At 41.1% G+C, this 23,545-nt stretch carries 15 protein-coding genes and 1 pseudogene; 11 read left to right on the top strand and 5 right to left on the bottom strand.

The genetic code is table 11. The features are described 5' to 3' along the window. Both ACM0OX_RS06825 and ACM0OX_RS06820 read right to left on the bottom strand, forming a co-directional pair. Positions 1–288: a hypothetical protein gene (locus ACM0OX_RS06825; RefSeq protein WP_414514143.1), complete on the bottom strand. Its 288-nt coding sequence runs from the start codon at positions 286–288 to the stop codon at positions 1–3. Between the two features lie 739 nt (positions 289–1,027). Then, a complete protein-coding gene (locus ACM0OX_RS06820; RefSeq protein WP_414514141.1) occupies positions 1,028–1,852 on the bottom strand; it encodes a cell division protein FtsQ/DivIB in 825 nt (274 codons plus the stop codon). An 882-nt stretch (positions 1,853–2,734) separates the two neighbouring features. On the opposite strand from ACM0OX_RS06820, the gene ACM0OX_RS06815 reads away from it, so the two are divergent. Both ACM0OX_RS06815 and ACM0OX_RS06810 read left to right on the top strand, forming a co-directional pair. After that, positions 2,735–4,066, top strand: a complete 1,332-nt coding sequence (locus ACM0OX_RS06815; RefSeq protein WP_414514140.1) for a P-loop NTPase fold protein — start codon at positions 2,735–2,737, stop codon at positions 4,064–4,066. Positions 4,067–4,169: 103 nt separating this feature from the next. Continuing rightward, entirely contained in the window at positions 4,170–9,212 is a 5,043-nt protein-coding gene (locus tag ACM0OX_RS06810; RefSeq protein ID WP_414514138.1) for a hypothetical protein, read from the top strand. A 110-nt stretch (positions 9,213–9,322) separates the two neighbouring features. Here ACM0OX_RS06810 and ACM0OX_RS06805 read toward each other — a convergent pair whose 3' ends face one another. Further along, complete coding sequence (locus tag ACM0OX_RS06805; RefSeq protein WP_414514137.1) at positions 9,323–9,670, bottom strand: hypothetical protein; 348 nt, start codon at positions 9,668–9,670, stop codon at positions 9,323–9,325. A gap of 787 nt (positions 9,671–10,457) precedes the next feature. Between ACM0OX_RS06805 and ACM0OX_RS06800 the strand changes: the two genes are divergently transcribed. From ACM0OX_RS06800 to ACM0OX_RS06775, 6 genes are all read left to right on the top strand, one after another. Further along, positions 10,458–11,294 (top strand): photosystem II manganese-stabilizing polypeptide, encoded by an 837-nt coding sequence (locus ACM0OX_RS06800; protein ID WP_289796673.1) that lies wholly within the window; start codon positions 10,458–10,460, stop codon positions 11,292–11,294. A gap of 762 nt (positions 11,295–12,056) precedes the next feature. After that, complete coding sequence (locus ACM0OX_RS06795; RefSeq protein ID WP_094350059.1) at positions 12,057–12,833, top strand: RNA polymerase sigma factor SigF; 777 nt, start codon at positions 12,057–12,059, stop codon at positions 12,831–12,833. A gap of 163 nt (positions 12,834–12,996) precedes the next feature. After that, positions 12,997–13,863, top strand: a complete 867-nt coding sequence (locus ACM0OX_RS06790) for a hypothetical protein (RefSeq protein ID WP_414514135.1) — start codon at positions 12,997–12,999, stop codon at positions 13,861–13,863. A gap of 2 nt (positions 13,864–13,865) precedes the next feature. Then, positions 13,866–14,117, top strand: coding sequence for a hypothetical protein (locus ACM0OX_RS06785; RefSeq protein ID WP_322666300.1), 252 nt, complete (start codon positions 13,866–13,868; stop codon positions 14,115–14,117). Positions 14,118–14,525: 408 nt separating this feature from the next. Next, positions 14,526–15,809, top strand: coding sequence for a serine hydroxymethyltransferase (glyA, locus tag ACM0OX_RS06780; protein ID WP_414514134.1), 1,284 nt, complete (start codon positions 14,526–14,528; stop codon positions 15,807–15,809). Positions 15,810–15,920: 111 nt separating this feature from the next. Next, positions 15,921–17,171, top strand: a complete 1,251-nt coding sequence (locus ACM0OX_RS06775; protein WP_414514132.1) for a competence/damage-inducible protein A — start codon at positions 15,921–15,923, stop codon at positions 17,169–17,171. Between the two features lie 22 nt (positions 17,172–17,193). Here ACM0OX_RS06775 and ACM0OX_RS06770 read toward each other — a convergent pair whose 3' ends face one another. Beyond that, a complete protein-coding gene (locus tag ACM0OX_RS06770; protein ID WP_414514130.1) occupies positions 17,194–17,409 on the bottom strand; it encodes a hypothetical protein in 216 nt (71 codons plus the stop codon). A 190-nt stretch (positions 17,410–17,599) separates the two neighbouring features. On the opposite strand from ACM0OX_RS06770, the gene ACM0OX_RS06765 reads away from it, so the two are divergent. The 3 genes and pseudogenes from ACM0OX_RS06765 to ACM0OX_RS06755 all read left to right on the top strand — a co-directional run bounded on the left by ACM0OX_RS06765 (position 17,600) and on the right by ACM0OX_RS06755 (position 22,682). Then, positions 17,600–18,046, top strand: coding sequence for a hypothetical protein (locus ACM0OX_RS06765; RefSeq protein WP_414514129.1), 447 nt, complete (start codon positions 17,600–17,602; stop codon positions 18,044–18,046). A 723-nt stretch (positions 18,047–18,769) separates the two neighbouring features. Then, positions 18,770–20,677, top strand: coding sequence for a 1-deoxy-D-xylulose-5-phosphate synthase (dxs, locus tag ACM0OX_RS06760; protein ID WP_414514127.1), 1,908 nt, complete (start codon positions 18,770–18,772; stop codon positions 20,675–20,677). A gap of 903 nt (positions 20,678–21,580) precedes the next feature. Continuing rightward, positions 21,581–22,682 (top strand): annotated as a pseudogene (locus tag ACM0OX_RS06755) (tetratricopeptide repeat protein). 27 nt (positions 22,683–22,709) lie between these two features. Here ACM0OX_RS06755 and ACM0OX_RS06750 read toward each other — a convergent pair. Next, positions 22,710–23,408, bottom strand: a complete 699-nt coding sequence (locus tag ACM0OX_RS06750; RefSeq protein WP_414514126.1) for a phosphoribosyltransferase — start codon at positions 23,406–23,408, stop codon at positions 22,710–22,712. Positions 23,409–23,545 lie beyond the last annotated feature (137 nt).

Here is a 23,545-nt window from a genome sequence, read left to right as displayed (position 1 = left end):
TTAGTTTGACAATGCCACAATACTATGGCGTTGTTCTTTATTGTTTTCACTACTGCCAAGCCTAACAGAATTGGCAGTGCGAAAATTTGCTATGGGATAAGCTTTTAACACAGCCGATCGCACAGCCAATTCTAGAGAAGTATACCTATATTTATCTAAAACTGACCTGTATAACTTCAAACAGACATTGATCTCTTCATTATTCTCAGCAGCGGGCATAAATTGTAAAGACACACTACAGCGTATCTTCTCTGCCTCAATAATAATATTGTTAATAGGTTTCACCATTGGGGATGATTGCAACTTTAGACACAAAATTTACCTTCTACTTACTTATGCTTAAGTTAAACTAAGCAAGAATTTACTTGTCAGACTATACATGATTAATTTGTTGTTTGGGTGGTCTCAATGGACACTTTGTTGGAGCAATAGTCTATCCTACAAAAACCTTCACTAGTGCGGCCAACAAATCAAGATTTCCTAAGAGATTTCGTTACCTAATAGGAATTACAGCACAGAACAGTCCAAACTTCTTGCCCAGAAGCAATGCTTACACAACTTTGGCTGGCATTTTTCATTACAGATTGAAACTTCGGTAAACTGTCTTTGGAAGTGTCCTCAACAGACCAAAGCCAGAGCCTTATTGCCTCTGCACTTGGATGGCGGCATAAACCGTTCTCATCAGTGACCTCTGTTCGCGAGTCTGAATCTGAATGAAAAGCTCAAGTAACTTTCTCTTTTTTGCACTAGGTTTAGTCAAAGAATCTATGGGCAGAAGGCGTTTTGTACGCTATAGACCATCATTAGACTGTCTGACAACTTGCACCCTACTATTAGATGTTAGGGTAACAATTGAGAGTCTGTTACTCGCAATAGAGATTTTATGATTGATCTTCTCATTTTAATTAGAAGTTAATGCCGATTTTCGGGCCATTCGCTGGAAAACTGAAAATAATAAATATATTTATCAGCATAAAGCTTCTTAATTTACTAAGAGCTATCAAAATAATAAACATACTAAATGTTTTTAGGGATTTTGGGAGTTAATTTTTGGTTTTTTTTGGTTCATCTGTACTAATGGAAATTCGGGATTTTTCAGATCGATATACTCTATTTGACCAGAATTAAATTTTGTTGCTAAATGACGCATTTGGGCGAGTACCTTAATTTGTTCAGATAACTGGGGACCTGGAACACCAAGATGCACATTTCCTAATTCTGTTTTCAAAATTAAATTTGTTGGATTTTGGCAATCAATTTCCATCACTTTCACAGGACTTTGACTCACAGCTTCATGGAGTTGAGTCCAGTAAAGGCAGTATTGATTTGGCGAACCAATGACTCTGAGGTTGGGTAATTTTCTAGTAGGATTCAGTGATGTATATTTTTCTAAAGGCATCCAGGCCCCACTTGCATCTAGTAAACCGATTGTTACTTTTTTATTGCCACGTGCTTGAGTTACCGCGACAGGTACTCGTTCTTGGATTTCAATGGTTAATCCAGGAGGAAATAGGCGGCGTCTGACGATCGCTTGGGCAATAGTTGGTTGTTTCTTCAAAGAGTTAGCGATCGCTGACGGTTCAATCCGCCACAAAGACTGAGGGTAAGACAGCACCAACAATGACTGAGTTGTTTGATCAGACAGCAATTTATTACCTGATTTCATCACTATTTGTTTGGGAGCCTTTAGCATCCACACCGGTTGGACTGCCACCCACAACAATCCACCCGCCAAACCAGTAATGGCAAAGGTTCGCCAAATAGCTTGAATAATTCTCATCTGCCGCTGCCGACGCAATTTCTGACGACGCTGGGCTAGATGCGTGCGGGAAACTGATATTATGCCAGCCATTCACACCCCTTTTTGATTGCAATCTAAATTCCTTGACAAGCTCGTATCATTATTAATTTCAGTAAACACTGTTGGCATCTTTGAGCCGCTCTCCTCAAGACTTTTTTTATTTTTAGTAACACTTTACAGTAACTACACAATGATTATGACGCTAGTCATTATTCCTGTTAAAGTTTCCGGTGTCCATTTTTAACTGACTGTAGTCTTTTTGACAAGTTATTTTTGAAGATTTTTCCTTAAAGATTACAAAATATTAATTGAGATGTGTGGGATTTTGCTTTCTTGACAAATAGAATGTGAAATGATACACAAGTATTCCTGGATCTCTGTATACCTTGCTATAATTCATACCAATAAGACTCATCAGCTATCTAAACTGAGAACAATGAAAAATTGTAGTTTTTTTTACTTACTCCCTCAGCTATATAATTTTGTGGCAGGTCAAATAGAAGGGAGAGATTGTCAAAACCTCAATAGCAGGTGTAAAAAGGACAGATATGCTTAAGACCTGAAAGGTAGAATGGCACGAATAAAAGATGAAACCCTTGCCAGGTATGGATATAGGGGATAGGGTGTAGGTTCGGAAAAAATCAAGAAAATTAAAAATAAGTGCGAACATAAATAAAGTTATTCGTCACTATACCCCACACCCTACACCCCACACCCAAAAGCTTTGTAGATAATGGGTTTGCATTATCTTAGTGCCATTCGCTATTAGGATCAATTAAATCTCTACCATACTACTGACAGTAATCTGGCGACAAGTGCTGTCTTTTGCAAGACACTACCACCTTACGAGTCAATCCTGTATCTATATCCTAGATAGGGATTAATTGTATAAAAAATTCAAACTAAACTGCATCTACATAAACCTCTACATACATGAAAACGACATTAAATTTGTCACGTTTTTATAAAGCATGTAACCCTAGCTACACGCTAAATATAAGTAACGTACTAGATCAGCAGTATTACATAGATTTTGCTGATGTACGTGGTTGCAAGATTGTCGAAGAATTGCAACGAACCATAATTCGAATTTCTCCTGATGAGCCAACGTGTCAGTTATTTACGGGTCATATTGGCTGCGGTAAGTCAACGGAATTGCAGCGCCTCAAGACAGAATTAGAATTGGCAGGATTTCATGTGGTTTATTTTGAGTCCAGCCAAGACTTAGACATGGCGGATATTGATATCAGCGATATTTTGCTGAGTGTAGCCCGTCAAGTCAGTGTCAGTTTAGAAAGTATTAGCATCAAACTCAAACCTGGTTACTTTACTAATTTGTTTAAAGAAGTAGGCGATTTTTTGCAAAGCCCCATAGAGCTTTCTGGACAAGCAGAGTTGTCCTTGGGTATTGCCAAAATTACCGCCAAAACCAAAGATAGCACCCAGATGCGGAATCAACTAAGACAATATCTGGAACCACGTACCAATAGTATTTTGCAAGCGATTAACGAAGAGATTTTAGAAAAGGCTGTTGAACAGTTAAAGCTAAGGGGTCAAAAAGGACTGGTAGTGATTGTAGATAATTTGGATCGAGTGGATATGCGTCCCTTAGCATCCGGGCGATCGCAACCAGAATATCTCTTCATTGACCGAGGCGAACAGTTACGCCGACTTAAATGCCACCTAGTTTACACAATTCCCCTAACATTAATTTTCTCCAATGAATATGAGACACTGAAAAATCGTCTGGGGGGAGGAATTGCACCAAAAGTACTGCCGATGGTATTAGTGCGGCAAAGAGATGGCAGTGACTACGAACCAGGAATGTCACTAGTACGCCAGTTAGTTCTAGCTAGAGCCTTTCCAGAAGTTCCTTTGAATAGCAGACTTTTATTAATTACAGAATTATTCGATCACTCCCAAACCTTGGATCGTCTATGTCGCGTTAGTGGTGGTCACATTCGTAACTTATTAGGCTTACTTTATAGCTGCCTGCAACGACAAGATCCGCCTTTTTCTAGAGACTGCTTAGAAGCCGTGATTAAGGATTACCGTGACGATCTGCTATTAGCTATTGATGAGTCCCAGTGGGAATTATTGTTTGAAGTAGTACAGCAGCAGAGAGTTAAAGGTGAGTCTGACTATCAGAGCTTACTAAGAAGCATGTATCTGTTTGAATATCGCGATCCTGTGGGGCGCTGGTTTGGCATCAGTCCAGCCTTGGCAGAAACAGAAAAAGTTTTGGCTTGGCAACAAAACAAGTAACAGTCAATTGTAATTTGTCATTGGTCATTTGTTAGTGAACTAATGATTAATGCCCCATATCCAATGCCTAATACCCCATATCCAATGCCCAGCCCCATATCCAATGACTAATGATAAACAGCTACGTGTCTACACTAAAGAAAATCAGCATACTTTGCAAAGACTGATTAGAGCGATCGCACTTTCAGAAGGTCAATTTGCTCTGATTTTAGTTCGATGTAACTATAGGCGATTACGTGAGCAAATGTTAGAGAATATTCGCTTGCTTGCTAAAGAAATTAATATCAGAGAAATCGTTCTTAATCCATCGACTACTTCTTTACACAGTACAATAATCTCAGAATTATCTTTAGATAATCCTGCTGTCCTTACAGACACTTTGCCATCTGCTGTGATGGTTTTCGGTATTGAGTCAACTACCGACCTAGAAAACTTACTTACAGGTATCAACCAAGCACGAGATATCTATGCTGCAACTTTTCCATTTCCAGTGGTGTTGTGGCTACAGGATGAAGTGGCATCATTGCTTTCAAAATTAGCACCTGATTTCAAAAGCTGGGCTGCAACCACGATTAAATTTGAAATGGCCAAAGCAGATTTAATTGCTTTGATCTCTCAAGAGGAAGAATCTTTATTTGCCAAAGTTTTAGAAGCAGGTGCTGAAACGTTTTTATCTAATGCATTCCTAGATTTAGATCCTAAGTCGCAACACCGCCACGAAATAGAATCAGCCCGTAATGATTTACTACGCCTGTATGGCGTTAAATTAACACCAGGATTAGAAGCTAGTTTAGAGTTTGTATTGGGGCGCGATAAATACGCCAACGATCAAATTAATGGTGCTTTAGCCAATTATCAAAGAAGCCTAGCATTATGGCAGCAGGAAGCGAGGAGAATAGCAGAGTGGGAGAGTAATTCTTCTTTGCCTCTCTCATGTCCTCAACCTATGCCCTCCTCATCTTTACTCAAGCAAGCAATAGTACTATTCCACCTGGGGCTTTGTTATCACCGAATGGCAGACTTATACCAGAATACTAGTAGCTATTGCGAACATGCTCTGTCGTGGTTTAAACAATGCTTGGAGCTATTGGAGGAAGTACAAAGAGAAGACTTAGTTGCTAAATTCATTTTGCCTGCTTGTGAAATGCTGCAACGTTTACAAGCCTGGGATGACTTAAAAGAATTAGCTCAAAAGTCATTAAACCTACATAAAACTTATGGAACTCCCGCACAAGTTGCTCAAAATTATGGTTTTTTGGCAAATGTAGCGGCTTCAGAATCGAATTGGGTACTGGCTCATGAATTAGCAAATACAGCACTTTCTATCTCCGAAGAAGTAACACAAGTTTCTCTGCGAGATGCTTTGCGAAGACGACGACAAGAAAGTTGGTATCTTCTCTTGCTAGCACGCACACAAAGGCATTTGGGTGAGTGCGAGGAAGCTATTAATAACTTAGAATGGGCGAGGGTAGTTTGTGAGCTACAACATCAGCCATTACTGTACTTAGAGATTTTAGAAGAACTGCGATCGCTTTACTTTTTTGAGTGTCATAACTATACAGAAGCCTTTAAGCTGAAGCAAGAAAAAATTAAAATAGAACATCAGTATGGCTTTCGTGCCTTTATCGGAGCAAGTCAATTACAGCCACAACGCCCCAGAATCAACCCAGTACTAGAACCTCACAAAATACCGTTTATTCCTGAAGAAATTGCTCAAGAAATATCTGCTTCTGGACGGCAACAAGATGTCAATCGCTTAATTGAAAGAATTGCCCGCGCTGACTACAAACTCACAGTTATTTATGGGCCATCAGGTGTAGGTAAAAGTTCAATTCTCAAAGCTGGTTTAGTCCCAGCACTCAAAGGAAAAGTTATCGGTGAACGTATTCCTATACCGATTGTTTTGTCTGTTTATACTGATTGGATAACAATCTTGAGTAACAGTATCAATCAAGCATTAGCATACACAGGAATATCGGTTAATATTGACTCTACACCCACCATAATACTAGAAAGAATTCGGTTAGCATGTGAGCGTAATTATACAATAGTTATCATATTAGACCAGTTTGAAGAATTTTTCTTTGTTAGTAATCCTCCTACACAAAGAATAGAATTTTATAAATTTTTTAGTGAATGTTTAAATATTTCTTATGTAAAAATTATTCTTTCATTACGAGAAGATTATTTACATCATTTATTAGAATTTGAACGTTTGAGCCAGAAAAATAGTACTGGCTTATATGATTTAGGAGTAATTAATAAAAATATTCTTGATAAAGACATTCGCTACTATTTAGGAAAATTCTCTAGCCGAGATGCCAAAGCCATAATTCACAGTCTTACTCAACGTTCACATTATGAACTAAGTGAGGAATTAATTAACCGATTAGTCCAGGATTTGACAGGGGAACTAGACGAAGTACATCCAATTGAATTACAAATAGTCGGGGCTCAACTACAAATAGAAAACATTACGACACTTGCGGAATATAAGCTTTGTGGTGGCTCGGCAAAATTGGTGGAACGCTGGTTAGGGGAAGTTATCAAAGACTGCGGTCAAGAGAACGAAGAGTTAAGTTGGAAATTATTATTTGAGTTAACAGACGAAAAGGGGACGCGACCTTTAAAAAATAAAGCTGATTTAGCGGCTGCATTAGTTAATAATTATGATATAGATACAATATCAAGCTTTGACAAAGTTGGAGAACTGATTTTAGAAATATTGGTGGGTTCAGGCTTGGTATTGCGAGTTAGAGAAGAGTTAGGCGATCGCTACCAGTTGGTTCACGATTATTTAGTTGAACCAATTCGCCAAAAGAACAACTATGGTATGCTCGCCGAATTAGAAAAAATCAAACTTGAAAAAACTAGAGCGGAAGCAGCCCAACAACTGAGTCAAAAGCAACTAAATTTGGTATTGCAACGACGACTGCGGGAAGCGCGGATAGCAGGTGCAATCCTAGCAATTATGGGGGGAACAATAGCAGCATTATGGTGGCAAGCCGACTTACAAAAAAGAGCAGCAGTCCGTCAAACTCTACGAGCTGAACGCAGTGAAACCAACTTGAACATTGGTGTCATCACTGCTGCTAGCGAAGCTCTGTTTGCATCTAATAAAGAATTTGATGCCCTATTGGAAAGTTTGCGGGCTTGGAGAGGACTTAAACAAGCAGATGGAGTTGAACCAGATACCCGAATGCGGGTGGTAACAGCCTTGCAACAGGCAGTTTATGGGGTAACGGAGGTTAACCGTTTGGAAGGGCACACTGATATTGTCTGGGGAGTAACTTTTAGCCCAGATGGTCAGTTGATAGCATCAGGTAGCCGAGATCAGACGGTAAAACTTTGGCATCCTGACGGTACTTTACTCCAAACCCTCAAAGGTCACACTGATGCTGTTACTTGTGTAAGTTTCAGCCCTGATGGTCAAACCCTAGCCTCTGCCAGCCTCGACAAAACAGTGAAAATCTGGCGCAAAAACTCGGTTACAGGTGAATTTGACCCCAAACCATATAAAACTCTCAAAGGACATAAAGATTGGGTTTACAGCGTTAACTTTAGTCCTGATGGCGAGTTGTTAGCTACTGGTAGTAAGGATAAAACCGTAAAACTCTGGCGCAAAGACGGTAGCTTAGTAAAAATACTGAGAGGACATCGGGGGTGGGTTAACTGGGTAAACTTCAGTCCTGATAGTCAATTCATCGCCTCGGCTAGCGATGACAAAACAGTGAAAATCTGGCGGCGAGACGGTAGCCTCGTTACAACTTTGCAGGGACATAAGCAAGGCGTGATTGTGTCTATTTTCAGCCCAGACAGTAAATTCCTAGCCTCAGCAGGTCGAGATAAGACAGTGAAACTTTGGCGGCGGGAGAATAATAAAAACGATTTTGACTTTTTTCCTTACAAAACTTTACGGCAGCATAGCGGTACAGTGTGGAGTTTGAGCTTTAGTTCCGATAGTAAAAAATTAGCTTCCGCAGGCGAAGACAATACCATAAACCTCTGGAGTATCACTGGTACCTTACTCAAAACCTTCAAAGGACACAGCGATGCCGTCGTTAGCATTGCTTTCAGTCCAAAAAACAAATTGCTAGCTTCAGGAAGTTTCGACAAAAGCGTTAAACTATGGAGTTTAGATGCTCCAAGACCGTCTATTCTTCAAGGGCATCGAGATCGAGTTTTGAGCGTTGCTTGGAGTCCCGATGGTCAGATGCTAGCTTCCGGTAGTAGCGATCGCACTGTCAAACTTTGGCAGCGATACACCAGTAGTGGCGAGGTCAAAACTCGACTTTACAAAACTTTGGTGGGACACACAAATAAAGTTCCTAGCGTCAGTTTTGACCCAAAAGGTCAAATGCTGGCTTCAGGAAGTTATGACAAAACTGTGAAACTTTGGCGGCTTGACGGTACTTTAATCATGACTCTCCACGGACATAGCGATAGTGTCATGAGCGTCAATTTCAGCCCTGATGGTCAGTTTTTAGCATCAGCTAGCAAAGATAAAACAGTGAAACTTTGGAATCGTGAGGGCAAGTTGCTCAAAACCTTAGTGGGACATCAGGGTTGGGTAAATAGCGTCAATTTCAGCCCTGATGGTCAGGTTTTAGCCTCTGCCAGTGACGATCAAACAGTGAAACTTTGGCGGCGGGATGGTACTTTGCTCAAAACTTTCTCGCCCCATGATAGCTGGGTATTGGGTGTCAGCTTTAGTCCCACTGACGAGTTGCTGGCTTCTGCTAGCTGGGATAACACCGTGAAACTGTGGCGACGGGATGGGACGTTGTTAAAAACTTTATTAAAGGGGTACAGTGATAGCGTCAATGCCGTGACTTTCAGCCCCAATGGTGAATTACTCGCCGCCGCCAGTTGGGACAGTACAGTGAAACTCTGGAGCCGTGATGGCAAATTAATTAAAAGTCTCAATGGGCATCGCGCTCCGGTATTAAGTGTCAGTTTTAGCCCAGATGGTCAAACACTAGCATCAGCTAGTGATGACAACACGATAATTCTGTGGAATTTACATCTTGACGATCTACTTGTTCGTGGTTGCGATTGGCTAGGTGATTACCTTAAGCACAACCACAATCTTGAAGAGCGCGATCGCCTTCTTTGTGATGGGATAACCCGTACAAACCCTTTTTAATTACGAATTATAAATTAGGTTGAAGCCTCAATGAGCAACCGCTCTTGGTTTAGCGGTTGATGAGGCGATCGGAGTTATTAATTCAGAGCTAGAAATAAATTTCGAGCTAATCAGCCAAAGGAGCGATCCCTCTCCAAAACTTCATGGCTATTTTCTTCGGGAGCCTCTTGTGGCAAATTCGCTAAAAAGGCTTGTAGCCTCATGCGCTCAATGTAGGGCCAGCCTCCTTCAGACTCAATATCTTTCAGCAGTGAGTAAAGTTGGCGGCGGTTAACAGGCAAACTCTCTTGAAAAACCCCATCCCGGATCTCTCGGTGTAACTGCTCTAATTGCCGCAGCAAAGCTAAAAGAGCTACAGTATCGCCTTCACAACCTGTAGCGGCATCATACACAACAGTTGCGAGCGCTTGCAGTTTACCAGACAACTTCTCTGATTCAATATTTTTGCGATCGTTCATGCCACCTTTTCCGTATAAATGAGGTCAACTCAAATTTACCGGAGATTTTTAATTTTCCCTAGTTTGTCAGTTGTCTCCCTGTTATCGCATCTCCTCACTTGCCCTAGTTAGGGGTGAATATAACTAGATTTGTATCTTTATCAAAAGCAATTGCGATCGCTCCAAAAAGAGCGTAGTAACCTTTAGCATAGGCTTTACAGAAGCTAGATGCGATCGGGACGAGACTTTCTTGGATTTTGAGAACTTTGATTTTGAGTTAAAAAAAATCGTATGATCTGGCTGATTTACCCATCTAACAATGGACTGTATGTAGTGGCGTCACATACATGATACAAAAAGACTTGGGCGACGCCGCTTTTGCAATAAGCAAAAGCAAAGTGCGAAGCAAACACCCCTGTTCGCATTTTTCAAGGTACAAGCATTTATGCTTCTCTGTGTGAGGCTTACTCATACACTTGCCCAACTCTAAACAAATGCCACCAACAGTAAAACTGCTGGTTTTTTGCTCCCCGAATGACACACATCCAAAATGGATGCAGTGTTCTACCTAGTCTGGGGTCTACACCCCAAGCTCAAGAGAGCGACACGTTTAACTACGTTTAGCAGAGAAAAGTTTGAGCCGCGTCTGACAACTAGACATCCGAACACTTGCTTCAACTCTCTTAATCAGAGCAAAGCCGTGTCCGAACAAAGGTAGCTTTTCGCAGAGTAGCGGCTTCTCATCAGAGATCAAAGCTTCGATGCAGTTTTACAACTTAGATATTAATTTTTGAGATTGAGGTTGACCATGAGGTATCGCGCTTTAATTGTTGCATTCTTGGCTTTGTGCCTGGGACTAATAACCGCTTGTAGTGATGCTCCTACTACCAGTAGTGGTAGAGATGTACTCACTTACGATCAAATTCGCGGCACTGGCTTGGCAAACAAATGCCCCCAACTAGCAGAAACAAGCCGTGGTTCCCTTCCCATTGATTCTAGCCAGTCTTATACCATCAAAGAACTTTGCTTGGAACCAACTAGCTTCTTCATTAAAGAAGAACCTGCTAATAAACGGCAAGAAGCAGAATTTGTTGCTGGCAAATTGTTGACCAGATACACTTCCACCATTGACCAGGTACAAGGTAATCTGAAAGTCAACGCAGATAATAGCCTGACTTTTACGGAAACTGATGGTCTTGACTTCCAAGCTATCACTGTGCAACTTCCTGGTGGTGAACGAGTACCTTTCCTCTTCACCATCAAAAATTTGGTTGCTCAAAGCCAACCTAGCTTGACTAGTATTAACACCTCTACGGACTTTGAAGGCAGCTTTAAAGTTCCTTCCTATCGTGGTGCTGCCTTCCTAGATCCCAAAGGTCGTGGTGTCGTCAGTGGCTACGATAATGCCGTAGCTCTCCCCGCCCAAGCAGATGATGAAGAACTTACCCGCACTAACGTCAAGCGTGCTGAAAATCTTAATGGCAAGATTTCTTTGCAAATCGCCAAAATAGACAGTTCTAGCGGTGAAATTGCTGGCACTTTCGAGAGCGAACAGCCATCTGATACAGATTTAGGTGCTGGCGAACCTAAAGAAGTCAAGATTCGTGGTCTATTTTATGGACGGGTTGAATCTACTCGTGGCTAAATCCTCGAAAGTAAGGCAACTGACTAGCAATCAAAACGACAATTCTGTAAATATCAGACTTGATCGCAAAAGTTAACCTATCTACCCTCTTCTTTAAAGAGGGTAGATAGATTTTTTACAAAAATGAGGAAAAGTTAAATCTGAGTACAATTGGGGGCAAAATAGCTCTGACAATTGGGAAAATTCTTATCCCTCAGTCTTATGGATCCTTGATTCATCCCTTGAACCTTTTCCCTTTCATTAAAACACTATAAACTTAAGTACAAAAAAGGGTGAGATGCCCTTTTTTTATTGGACTGCGTAAATATACATAAGATTTTTTTAAATTATTAGTAATTTTTAATTATTAGATAAATTTTAGTGGGATGAGCACGTAATTTTACTGTAAATCTAACTTTTGCTCGTCAAACAAAAGCTCAACTACTGTTGTTTCGTTTCTCCAAATTAACTTCATCATTAATTAATTCAAGTTAAGTACAATCTCGGTTTGATATTTAGTGATTAATTTTATATTTTATTTCTATGTGGTTCTAAAAAAGCTACAGGTCATACCAAAGATAAATAACCAACTAAATAACGATTTCGCCCATTTAAATTTTGCTCGATTATCAAGTAAGCTATGGAATTTTAATAAAAAGTCTTTATTATCTACCATAGTATTTGCTAGGAAATATAGCGCAATATTTCATTTGATATCGTGCGATCGCAGCTGAATTTAAAAGCGAATAATTGATTCTTTATTTGCTCAATAAACCCGGTGCTATGCCTACCACAGTCACCAATGAACTAAAGCACGAAATTTGGCAGTTGTTGCGAGAATATCAGCAATCTCCGTCAGAAAATACCCGCAATCAACTGGTAAAACTCAATTTTGGACTTGTGAGAAAAGAAGCTCACTATTGGACAAATCAATGTCATGAAACCTACGATGATTTGCTCCAAGTTGGATGTTTGGGTTTAATCAGAGCTATTGAAAGATTTGAAATTTCCAAGGGACATGCCTTCAGTTCCTACGCTCTTCCCTATATTCGGGGTGAAATTCAACACTATCTCCGAGATAAAGGTGTCACCGTGCGAATTCCTCGGAGATGGTTAGCACTCCAACAGCAAGCAATAGGAGTATCACGTTCTTGGCGTGAAAAACACAATCGTCAACCAACCGATTCGGAATTAGCAGCAGCACTGGAAATTTCTCCAAACGAATGGCAAGAAATTAAATTAGCATGGGTCAATCGCGCTCCCTTGAGTCTTGATGTGCCAATCCAAGATGGAGAAGAAGGTTCTACCTGCTTGGGAGAATTGGTTCCAGATCCTCACTATCGCAGCTTTCAACTGGCACAAGAAGACCAACTTCGCTTACAACAAGCGTTGGTTCAGCTAGAAAAACGCACCCGCGATGTGTTGGAATGTGTGTTTTTGCAAGATTTGACCCAAAAACAAGTTGCAGAACATCTGGGCATCAGTGTAGTAACGGTTTCCCGTAGAGTCAAGAAAGGACTGGATTTGATGAAAGAGCTTATGGGTGTGGCAGAAGATTGACTGCAAAAAACAAACCGCAGTTATACTGGGTATACAGTGCTAAAAATAACCCTTAAAATGTAAAAAATTAGGTTATAAAGGGAACATACTTTGCCTTTGATCTAAATTATAGGCATTGTTTATTTCCACTTTTCAATTTTCCAATGGCTTTTGAGAAAGGCTCATGGGCATAACTTCAAAAATTACAATTGCAGCTATTCTAACTTTGGCTATCGCCGGATGTGCTTCTGAAGATACACCACAAGCCATCAATCCTGTGCCAATTCCCAAAATAGCAAAAAAGTCGCCACCAGCGGCTCAATCCTTTAAGAATCCAGTGATACCGGCTAAACAGGTCTCACAAGTTAATCTTGCATCTGTTAGCTTGATTCAATCTACTAATGCTACAGAGCGGACACGGGAACTTGTGGTATCAAAAGCTCGAAGCGATCCTTTTGCACAACTTTTCGGGCAGACTGTTATCGGAATGTCTAAAACATCTGGAAGACCAGTTCCCGTGTTACCTAAGCTACCTACTGCATCACTAACAGTACGAAAACTTCCAACACGCAGCATCGCTTTAAATCCAAACAAAAATAACGTTTCTTCTCTACCAAAAAAAGTCAATCCTAAAAAATTCAATCCTACCTTGACTTCAGTGTTGCCTAAAGTTTTGCCTCAAGTTGTCCCCAACCCCACTTTAGTCTCTGTATTGCCACCGCCAGCACAGCCTGAGTTAGCAAGGGCGGTGATTGTGACTGGTGTAGTTCTAATTAGTAAAGAACCACAAGCAATTATCAAAGTACCGGATGAGCCGACAAGTAGGTATGTACAGGCGGGACAGCGATTAGCAAATGGCGTGCTGATTAAACGTATTGAAATGAATCAGGGCTACAACCCCATCGTGATTTTGGAACAATATGGTATTGAAGTTGCCAAAATGGTAGGGGAAGGGACTGTCAAATCAACGTCGTCAGCTGCATCTGCTACCGGCAATGCTATTTCAGTGACAACGCCCCCCCAAAATACCTTTAATGTGGGAGCTTCATAAAGATGGAGACTAAGGAAAAAGTTGAGTTCGCTGGTTTGCCTTTAGCTGTTTATAGAGAAATAGCAGCTCATTTACGTCAAGTCGAAGGGGTGGAAGTGGATTTAATTCCCCAGTCATCCCAACAGTTTGATTACAATCAAAGTCAAATTGCTGGCTTGAGCCTCTCGTGGACACCAAACTCTAGCTTAGAAAATCGGCAACGAGTTAACCAGATTTTGGCTTACTATCAAAATCGCTATATGAATCCTATTTGATTTTTTGATTTGTGAGAATTGCAGCCCGCAGAACCCCGACTTATTCAAGAAGTTGGGGTTCTTGTTGTTCGCGAATCATTCTGAAGTTCATTCCACAGAGCAGCGATGTCTCCGACGGGCTACGCCTACGCAGTAAGCATTATTTAACATAGGTTCATAAAGAATACTGTCTAACGACCTCACAACACGCAGCAAGGTGAGGATTTCAAAAAGCAACGTTATGATAATTAATGCATTAATCGAGCTTGGGTCTAATAATAAATAAGTTGGCACAAATAAACCTCCAGAGTACGGAGACGATTAATTGCCTCTGTACAGCAGTCAAAAACCATTGCTCTTGACTGTATATTTAGGTGCTGCGTCCAAGCAAAATCAGCCGTTGTACAAATTTCCATAAGGATAATTCAAGTGACTAGGACTAATTCAGACTTTCTTTCTTCCAGCGATCCGGCGATCGCAGGGTTAATCAACGACGAACTACAGCGTCAACAAGATCACTTGGAATTGATTGCTAGCGAAAACTTTACGTCTGCTGCTGTACTGGCGGCTCAAGGTTCGGTACTGACAAATAAATATGCTGAGGGTTTACCTGGTAAACGCTACTATGGCGGTTGTGAGTTTATCGATAAAATTGAGCAACTAGCGATCGACCGTGCTAAACAGATATTTGGTGCTGCTCATGCGAATGTGCAACCCCATTCTGGCGCACAAGCCAATTTTGCTGTGTTCCTGACACTCCTAGAACCAGGGGACAAAATTATGGGGATGGATTTGTCTCATGGGGGACATCTTACCCACGGTTCCCCTGTAAATTTCTCAGGTAAGTGGTTCCAAGTTAGTCATTACGGTGTCAGTCAACAAACAGAACAACTTGACTACGATCAAATTCGCGAGCTGGCGCTGAGGGAGCGTCCTAAGCTCTTGATTTGTGGTTATTCCGCTTATCCCCGTGTAATTGACTTTGAAAAGTTCCGTAGTATTGCTGATGAAATCGGCGCTTACTTACTTGCCGATATTGCTCATATTGCTGGTTTAGTTGCCACTGGTCTTCATCCCGATCCCATTCCTCACTGTCACGTAGTAACAACAACTACCCATAAGACTCTACGCGGTCCTAGAGGCGGTTTAATCTTGACTGGCGACGCAGAACTAGGTAAAAAGCTAGATAAGTCTGTTTTTCCTGGCAGCCAAGGCGGGCCATTGGAACACGTTATTGCTGGTAAGGCAGTAGCTTTTGGAGAAGCCCTCAAGCCTGAGTTTAAAACTTATTCTGCCCAAGTAATTGAAAATGCTCGTACTTTGGCCGAACAACTGCAAAACCGTGGTTTAAAGTTAGTATCTAACGGCACTGACAATCATTTAATCTTAGTAGATTTACGCTCTGTAAGCCTAACTGGTAAGCAGGCAGATCGGCTAGTCAGTACCGTGAATATTACTGCTAACAAGAATACTATTCCCTTCGATCCGCAGTCGCCATTTGTTACCAGCGGTCTGAGATTAGGTTCGCCAGCAATGACCACACGGGGCTTAGGAGTAGCAGAATTTACTGAGATTGCCAATATTATTAGCGATCGCCTACTTTCTCCAGATTCCGACGTAGTAACCCAAGATTGTCGGCAACGGGTAGCAGCATTGTGCGATCGCTTCCCCTTATATCCTCATCTGGAAATTCCTGTACCAGCATTAGCCTGACATGATAGTTAGGAGTTAAGAATTAGGAGTGATGAGTTTTAAATATTGAACTCCTAACTCCTAACTCCTAACTCCTAACTTTTAACTTTTAACTCCTAACTATTCCTTCCAATGAGTGCAGAAATTATTTGTGTTGGTACTGAACTATTGCTAGGAGATATCCTCAATGGCAATGCTCAATTTTTGGCGCAACAATTAGCGCAACTAGGTATTCCCCACTACTATCAAACAGTGGTTGGAGATAATCCAGAACGGTTGAAGCAAGTTATAGAAATTGCTATTTCCAGAGCGCAAATTCTCATTTTCACCGGTGGACTCGGCCCCACACCAGACGATCTCACCTGTGAAACCATCGCCGATTTTTTTAAAGTCCCGTTGGTAGAACGTTCTGACATTATCGAAGACATAACGCAGAAATTTGCCCAACGCGATCGCGTTATGTCACCAAGTAACCGCAAGCAGGCTTTGATTCCTCAAGGTGCAGAAATTCTACCCAACCTCACTGGAACAGCACCCGGTATCATTTGGCAACCCCGTCCTGAAGTCACGATTTTTACCTTTCCCGGTGTTCCCAGTGAAATGCACGCGATGTGGGAAGAAACAGCTGTGCCATTTCTCAAAAGTCAAGGTTGGGGTAAAGAAATTATTTACAGCCGGAGTTTAAAGTTTTGGGGTATTGGTGAATCTGCTTTAGCGGAAAAGGTTGCTTCCTATTTAAAGTTGCCAAATCCTACAGTCGCCCCTTATGCAGGTAAAGGGGAAGTTAGATTGCGAGTTTCTGCTAAAGCAAATTCAGAAGCAGCCGCAGAAGCCCTAATTGCGCCCATTGAAAAACAACTTAAAGAAATTGCCGGACTGGATTTTTACGGCGTTAATAATGATACCCTGGCTTCCGTGGTCGGTCAGTTGTTGCGGGCATCAAAAGAAACGCTTTCAGTGGCAGAATCTTGCACTGGTGGCGGTTTAGGGCAAATGTTGACTGAGATTTCTGGGAGTTCTGATTACTTTTGGGGTGGAGTAATTTCTTATGACAATTCGGTGAAGGTTAGGTTGTTGGGGGTTAACCAGGAAGATTTAGATAAATTTGGGGCGGTAAGTGCTACTGTTGCAGAGCAAATGGCTGTTGGAGTCAAAACCCACCTTGCAACAACTTGGGGACTGAGTATTACTGGAATTGCTGGCCCAACTGGAGGGACAGATACAAAGCCAGTGGGTTTAGTTTACATTGGTTTAGCCGGGCCAAAGGATGAAGTGACAAGTTTTGAGTATCAGTTTGGTACTGTGCGGGGACGCGCTCTCATTCGTCATGTGAGTGCGAATGCAGCGTTGGATAATCTGCGCCGGAAGTTGTTGACGAGGTAGCGGGTTATGTTATTTCTATGATTTATGCACCCCGCTTCCAAGGGATTTCTAATTGAAACTCAGCATTGGCTTTGTAGTAGGTGTAGCACTCATCAGATATTGGACTGAAGAAAAAATCAGAACGCAAACGCCCCAATCGTAAAAAGTCAGTCGCGATGGCGTAACCGCTTGCTGGAAGCGATCGCAAGTTGATTAACTGAAGGGCGATCGCTAACTTTTCCTGGGTTCCATCGCTCATTTCCAAAGTCTGTAAACTGTTTAATTCCACCTTTGACGATCAGAAAATAATCTTTACTCAAAATTCAATCTATCAAAATAGTGAATTCGTTTCATAACTATTGATGCCAGAACTTCTATCTAGGGATCGATATGGCTAATAAGCTAAATGAAGTAGAAATAGTATACTAAATCACATGAGATTGTATTGTATGAAATCCAATTATGTTGCAAAACAGCTTTCCACCGTAAAACGTTGGATGGCCACAGCGCTGTTTTGTATGTTAGCGATCGCTTTCGTTTGGCAAGGTGCATTTTTCTCGAACACCTCAGCAATGGCCGATCCTGCTGCAACCTTGATTGCATCCTCAGACGCAGGCGATCGCGCTCAAGAAAAAGCTAGTAGAGATGCTGGACGAACCAAAAATTTCATTGATAATGCGGCAGATAAAGTTAAGCAAGCTGCCAAGAGCAATGCCAATAAAGTTGACCAAGCAACAGACAATGGTAGCTTTATTGAACGCAAAGCCAAGAAAGATGCTGCTACAATTCAGAGAAGAGCAAATGAAGATGCATCTCGGACTAAAGAAGCAGTAGACAACACCAAGAATGTTGTTGAACGTACTGTTGATAACATCAAAGATGCTTTTAGTAAATAGAGATATAGATATAGCAATCCTATTGGATTTGTAAAAATCGAAAGCTTTAAATTTCCGACTTCTTAAAGAAGTCGGAAATATTGTTGTTTACGAATAATTTTGAAAAGTCTCAGGTTACATCAATATTATTACAGCAATTTACAGGTAGTTAACCATTATGGTATGGCAACACAGCTAGCTCTGTTTCACTATAGGGAATTATAATTAAAATTTACTAATTCCCAGACATGATATTTAAATAAAATAATCGAGTAGCTTTAGATACATATTTTCCTAGCTATAGGAACTTGCGATCGCTGATAAAATTAGCTATTGTCACCGCACAAGAGAAGAAACTATTGTTAAATATTTACCAGCAATTATGCTAGATATATAGTTATAAATAAAATATTTTACTTTCTTTTGTACTAACTTAAGATAGCAAAATTGAGTAATCTGCTTAGGGAACTACCGCAAACTACTCCTAGGAAAATTGTTTTTCTATACGGACGAAAAACAATTTTTAAGTAGCATTACTTATTGCCAAATGTGTTATAACATTAACTGATTGCAATTTAATTTGACGAATTGTTAATGGTTAACAAATTTTTCCCCATTATCAATTAAGAAGTTATACTTTCCACTACAACTTAGTAACAATGTAAGAGTTTGATTCTGTGGACAACCCGACCGTGGGAAAATCAAAATACCGAGACTCGAAGTTAGAGAGGAAAACCTTATAATATGCATCTGAGCGAAATCACCCATCCTAATCAGTTGCACGGTTTATCTGTTCGCCAACTGCAACAGATTGCCCGTCAGATTCGAGATAAGCATCTTCAAACAGTAGCAGTTAATGGTGGACACTTGGGGCCAGGGTTGGGTGTTGTCGAATTAACACTAGGACTTTACCAAACACTGGACTTAGATCGGGATAAAGTGATTTGGGATGTAGGACACCAGGCTTATCCCCACAAACTGCTTACAGGACGTTACGATCGCTTCCACACCCTCAGACAAAAGGACGGAGTTGCGGGCTATTTGAAACGGGGTGAGAACAAGTTTGACCACTTTGGGGCTGGACACGCTTCTACAAGTATTTCAGCCGCATTGGGCATGGCTTTAGCACGAGACTTGAAAGGGGAAAAATTTAAAGCCGTTGCTGTGATTGGGGATGGGGCACTGACTGGCGGTATGGCTTTAGAAGCGATCAACCATGCGGGACACATGCCGAAGACTAACCTGTTGGTTGTTCTCAACGACAACGACATGTCCATATCTCGCAACGTCGGCGCGATTCCTCGCTATCTCAACAAAATGCGCCTCAGCCAACCGGTGCAATTTATTAAAGATAATCTTGAGGAACAGTTTAAGCAAATTCCCTTCGTGGGTGAATCCCTGTCACCCGAACTCGGACGCATCAAAGAAGGTATGAAGCGCTTGGCTGTTCCGAAGGTAGGTGCAGTTTTTGAAGAACTCGGCTTTACCTACATTGGGCCAGTGGATGGGCATAATCTTGAAGAATTGATTGCTACCTTTCAACAAGCACATCAGATACCAGGCCCAGTTTTGGTACATGTGGCAACAGTGAAAGGCAAAGGTTATGAAATTGCCGAACTAGATCAAGTTGGCTACCACGCTCAAAGCCCCTTCAACGTCGCAACTGGCAAAGCCATTCCTTCTAATAAACCCAAACCCCCGGCTTATGCCAAAGTCTTTTCTCACACTCTGGTAAAACTTGCCGAACAAAACCCCAAAATCGTCGGCATTACTGCGGCTATGGCAACAGGGACAGGTTTAGATAAACTTCAAGCAAAACTGCCGAATCAATATATAGATGTCGGCATTGCGGAACAACACGCAATTACTCTAGCAGCAGGACTTGCAACTGAAGGGATGCGCCCCGTTGCGGCTATTTATTCCACCTTCCTGCAACGCGCCTACGACCAGATAATTCATGATGTCTGCATCCAAAACCTGCCAGTATTCTTCTGCTTGGATCGGGCGGGAATCGTCGGATCTGATGGCCCCACCCACCAAGGTATGTATGATATTGCCTATCTGCGTTGCATTCCTAACATGGTAATTATGGCCCCCAAAGACGAGGCAGAACTGCAAAGCATGGTAGTAACTGGTGTTGAGCATACCAGTGGGCCGATTGCAATGCGTTATCCTCGTGGTAATGGTTACGGTGTTCCCTTGATGGAGGAAGGTTGGGAACCTTTGGAAATCGGCAAAGGCGAGATTCTGCGTACAGGCGATGATGTGTTAATTGTTGCTTATGGCACAATGGTTTATCCAGGAATGCAAGCTGCTGAAATTCTCAGCGAACATGGCATTGAAGCAACTGTAATTAATGCCCGTTTCGTTAAGCCTTTGGATACCGAGTTGATTTTACCTTTAGCGAAGAAAATCGGCCGTGTTGTCACCTTAGAAGAAGGCTGTGTAATGGGTGGCTTTGGTTCTGCGATCGCGGAAGCTTTACTAGATGCAGATATTCTTGTTCCTGTCAAGCGATTTGGTGTACCAGATGTATTGGTAGATCATGCTGAACCCAATGAATCTAAGACAGAACTAGGTTTAACTAGTCATCAAATAGCAGAGAAAGTGTTGCAAGCTTTCTTTAAACAGCAAGTATCTGCTGTGGTTTAGTCTACTTATCAACAGTATTATCTAAAAATAACCCCTGTTATAGGGGTTATTTTTATGAGAATATTAGCGATCGCTATTTCTACTCACTCTTCACCAATTGCAATAATTTGATCATTACATCGTTTCCTGTGTCTGGGGATTGAACATCAAATCTTTCCCCGCCTTGTTTTGTTCCAGACGCAAACAATAGCTGATTTTACGGTAGGGGCAATTCATGAATTGCCCCTATCTGGCTGGAAAAGTTTTTTACTTATATAACAGATGTACGAAATATTTATAGAGTTTTAAATAATGCCCTGGATTTTTGACAATATTGATTTATCATTGCTACCGATTTTACGAGAAACCCTCAAAATCTCCTATGGCAAGTTAAGGTGGCAAATAAATCGAATGAAATTACAGCAATTTCTGCACTATTCTAACTATTAGATATAGCAGGATGTATTATTACCATTGGTACGATGGGTACACAAACTTTCAAACGTAGTAATCGCCAAAAATCTTTCTCGATCTGCTATGGATAATAACTATATGCATGACTATTCTTGCTGCTTGCTTATCCCGACATGATGATATACTCTCAACCCACATATCAATAGCGTTTGAGATGCGCTTACCCTAAATCCTATATGAGTTGGAAAAATAGTTTGTTAATCTAAATAATCCACACTTAGAAAATATGAATAGATAAGAAATGCAGACGATCGCAAATAATCTAAAACTGCTATAGAGTTATCACTCTTCATGAGTGGTAATCTAAAAACCTCGATTAAAATTATATAGCGATCGCTATATAAACTCTCACCTCTACTAAACTGACGCTGTGGTAAACCAGACTGGTGAAAGATGTATCCTGGTTTTGGGAACACTAAATTTAGCACTAGACTTCACAGGAAGGAGTTGATGTCTAAAGGCGAATGGAATAACCAGATCGAAAAATACAGTTCCCTTGCAATTACCCATAACATACCTAAAACCAGTGAAGCGTAATACAATTACCCATGAATTTGACTCTGGTTCACAAGCAGAAATAATACCTCTACAAGAAAATGATGACCATTTGTCAGAAGCGTCCAAGCTACTAAGGCAAGGAATTCAACAGCAGCAAGCCGGCGAATTAATAACGGCTATGAAATCTTTACAACAATCCTTGGGGCTGTTTCAGGCAGTTGGCGATTTAGAAAAACAGGCACAGGTACTTTCTTTTTTAGGATTGGTAACTTACAGCGCTGGAGACTACAAAGGTGCTATATCTTACTCCCAACAGTGTCTGTCTTTGCTCAATAACACCTCAGATTTAGCATTGCAGATGCAAGCATTTTCCCATTTAGGCAATGCATACCGTCATCTGAACGATCATAAAAAGGCTATTGAGTTTCTAGAAAAATGTTTGAAAATAACGCAACAGTTGCAAGACAAACGCAGCCAAGTCGCGGCACTCAATAATTTGGGATTAGTGTATAAAGCTTTAGGTAACTTTACACAGGCTATTGAGTATCAACAGCAAAGTCTAGAGATTGTGCGGGAACTCAAAGATAATTGGGGCGAAGAACAGGTACTCAAGAATTTAGGTAATGCTTGGTATGCTTTGAACAATTACCCAAAAGCGATCGCTTATTATGAGCAGTGTGTAGTACTAGCACGCTCTTTAAAAAATGTTCGCAGTGCTTCTCAGGTGCTAAAGAATCTGGGCAATGCTTGTTATGCTTTAGGTGATTATACCAAAGCCATTAAGTATTATGAAGATCGGTTGCAATTAGCCAAAGAAATTCAAGACAAGCGTAGTGAAGAACAGTCTTTAAGTAGTTTAGGAGTTGCTTGTGAAGCTTTGGGTGACTATAACAAAGCAATTACGTATTATGAAGAACGTTTGCTGTTAGCTAGAAATATCAAAGATCGTCGCAGTGAAGAACAAGCTCTTGCCAGTCTGAAAGTCGCTTGCTACGCCTTGGGTGATTATGCCAAAGCTATGCAATATCAGCAGGGAACATCTTCAAATAGTTAAAAAGCAAGACCAGAAAACAATTCAAAATTACTCGCATAGATCAATTCCCCCAATTGTTTTTTTTTGTTGGAGATATACGAGAACTTCTAATGTATCTACTTGGGGAAATTCTGCGTAAAAATTACTCACACTCCAGAAGGGTTCGGGTGTTTCCAAGACTATTGTGCGATCGCCCCACTGTTCTAACCAGGGTAGCAATTTTTGTGGCGCTAATGGAGTACATAACCAAACTGCTGCTGGAGAAAGCGCTCTCATAGCAGTTGCTGCTACCGCTATTGTCATACCTGTAGCAATGCCATCATCAACTAAGATGAGCGTAGCATTCTCTGAATTCACTTGCGGGCAAGCAGGAATTAATTGAGCTTCAAGGGACTTAGCAAGGTTTATCGCTTTATTTAAAGCTATTTCTCGCCACCGCACATCATGTTTAGAGCGAAATAGCTTTTGATCGACCCAAAGAACATTTCCAGAAGTAGTAACTGCACCAATTGCTAACTCTGGATTTTCTGGATGGCTAATCTTTTTTGCGACAACAATTGTCAACGGACAATCTAAAAGACGTGCTATTGGTGCTGCTACTGGTATACCCCCTCTTGGCAAAGCATAAACAATTGGTACAGGTTTTACCCCAGAATCAATAGTTTGCTGAGTCAAAACATCATGAATTACTCGCGCCAATAACTCACCTGCATGGGTACGATCGGCGAAAAGTGGGGTATATGACATGGTTTCCCCCAGCATCTTAGGACGGCAATGCTTTTATCATGACTGAATTTTGTCTCAAATTAACTGATACAATAAGATTTGTATAAATAATTAAGTATTCAGCAAAAGTTTATTGTTCTGATCGATATCCAGCCAGA

This window comes from Nostoc sp. PCC 9305, from assembly GCF_963920915.1.
Lineage (GTDB): Bacteria > Cyanobacteriota > Cyanobacteriia > Cyanobacteriales > Nostocaceae > Nostoc.
The sequence above is the reverse complement of the archived record's forward strand: the minus strand, read 5'-3'. Positions and strand labels throughout refer to the sequence as shown.

Coding starts and splice junctions, on each gene's coding strand:
- ACM0OX_RS06825 (WP_414514143.1), bottom strand. CDS start 288: ATGGTGAAACCTATTAACAATATTATTATTGAGGCAGAGAAGATACGC.
- ACM0OX_RS06820 (WP_414514141.1), bottom strand. CDS start 1,852: ATGGCTGGCATAATATCAGTTTCCCGCACGCATCTAGCCCAGCGTCGT.
- ACM0OX_RS06815 (WP_414514140.1), top strand. CDS start 2,735: ATGAAAACGACATTAAATTTGTCACGTTTTTATAAAGCATGTAACCCT.
- ACM0OX_RS06810 (WP_414514138.1), top strand. CDS start 4,170: ATGACTAATGATAAACAGCTACGTGTCTACACTAAAGAAAATCAGCAT.
- ACM0OX_RS06805 (WP_414514137.1), bottom strand. CDS start 9,670: ATGAACGATCGCAAAAATATTGAATCAGAGAAGTTGTCTGGTAAACTG.
- ACM0OX_RS06800 (WP_289796673.1), top strand. CDS start 10,458: ATGAGGTATCGCGCTTTAATTGTTGCATTCTTGGCTTTGTGCCTGGGA.
- ACM0OX_RS06795 (WP_094350059.1), top strand. CDS start 12,057: ATGCCTACCACAGTCACCAATGAACTAAAGCACGAAATTTGGCAGTTG.
- ACM0OX_RS06790 (WP_414514135.1), top strand. CDS start 12,997: ATGGGCATAACTTCAAAAATTACAATTGCAGCTATTCTAACTTTGGCT.
- ACM0OX_RS06785 (WP_322666300.1), top strand. CDS start 13,866: ATGGAGACTAAGGAAAAAGTTGAGTTCGCTGGTTTGCCTTTAGCTGTT.
- ACM0OX_RS06775 (WP_414514132.1), top strand. CDS start 15,921: ATGAGTGCAGAAATTATTTGTGTTGGTACTGAACTATTGCTAGGAGAT.
- ACM0OX_RS06770 (WP_414514130.1), bottom strand. CDS start 17,409: ATGAGCGATGGAACCCAGGAAAAGTTAGCGATCGCCCTTCAGTTAATC.
- ACM0OX_RS06765 (WP_414514129.1), top strand. CDS start 17,600: ATGAAATCCAATTATGTTGCAAAACAGCTTTCCACCGTAAAACGTTGG.
- dxs (WP_414514127.1), top strand. CDS start 18,770: ATGCATCTGAGCGAAATCACCCATCCTAATCAGTTGCACGGTTTATCT.
- ACM0OX_RS06750 (WP_414514126.1), bottom strand. CDS start 23,408: ATGTCATATACCCCACTTTTCGCCGATCGTACCCATGCAGGTGAGTTA.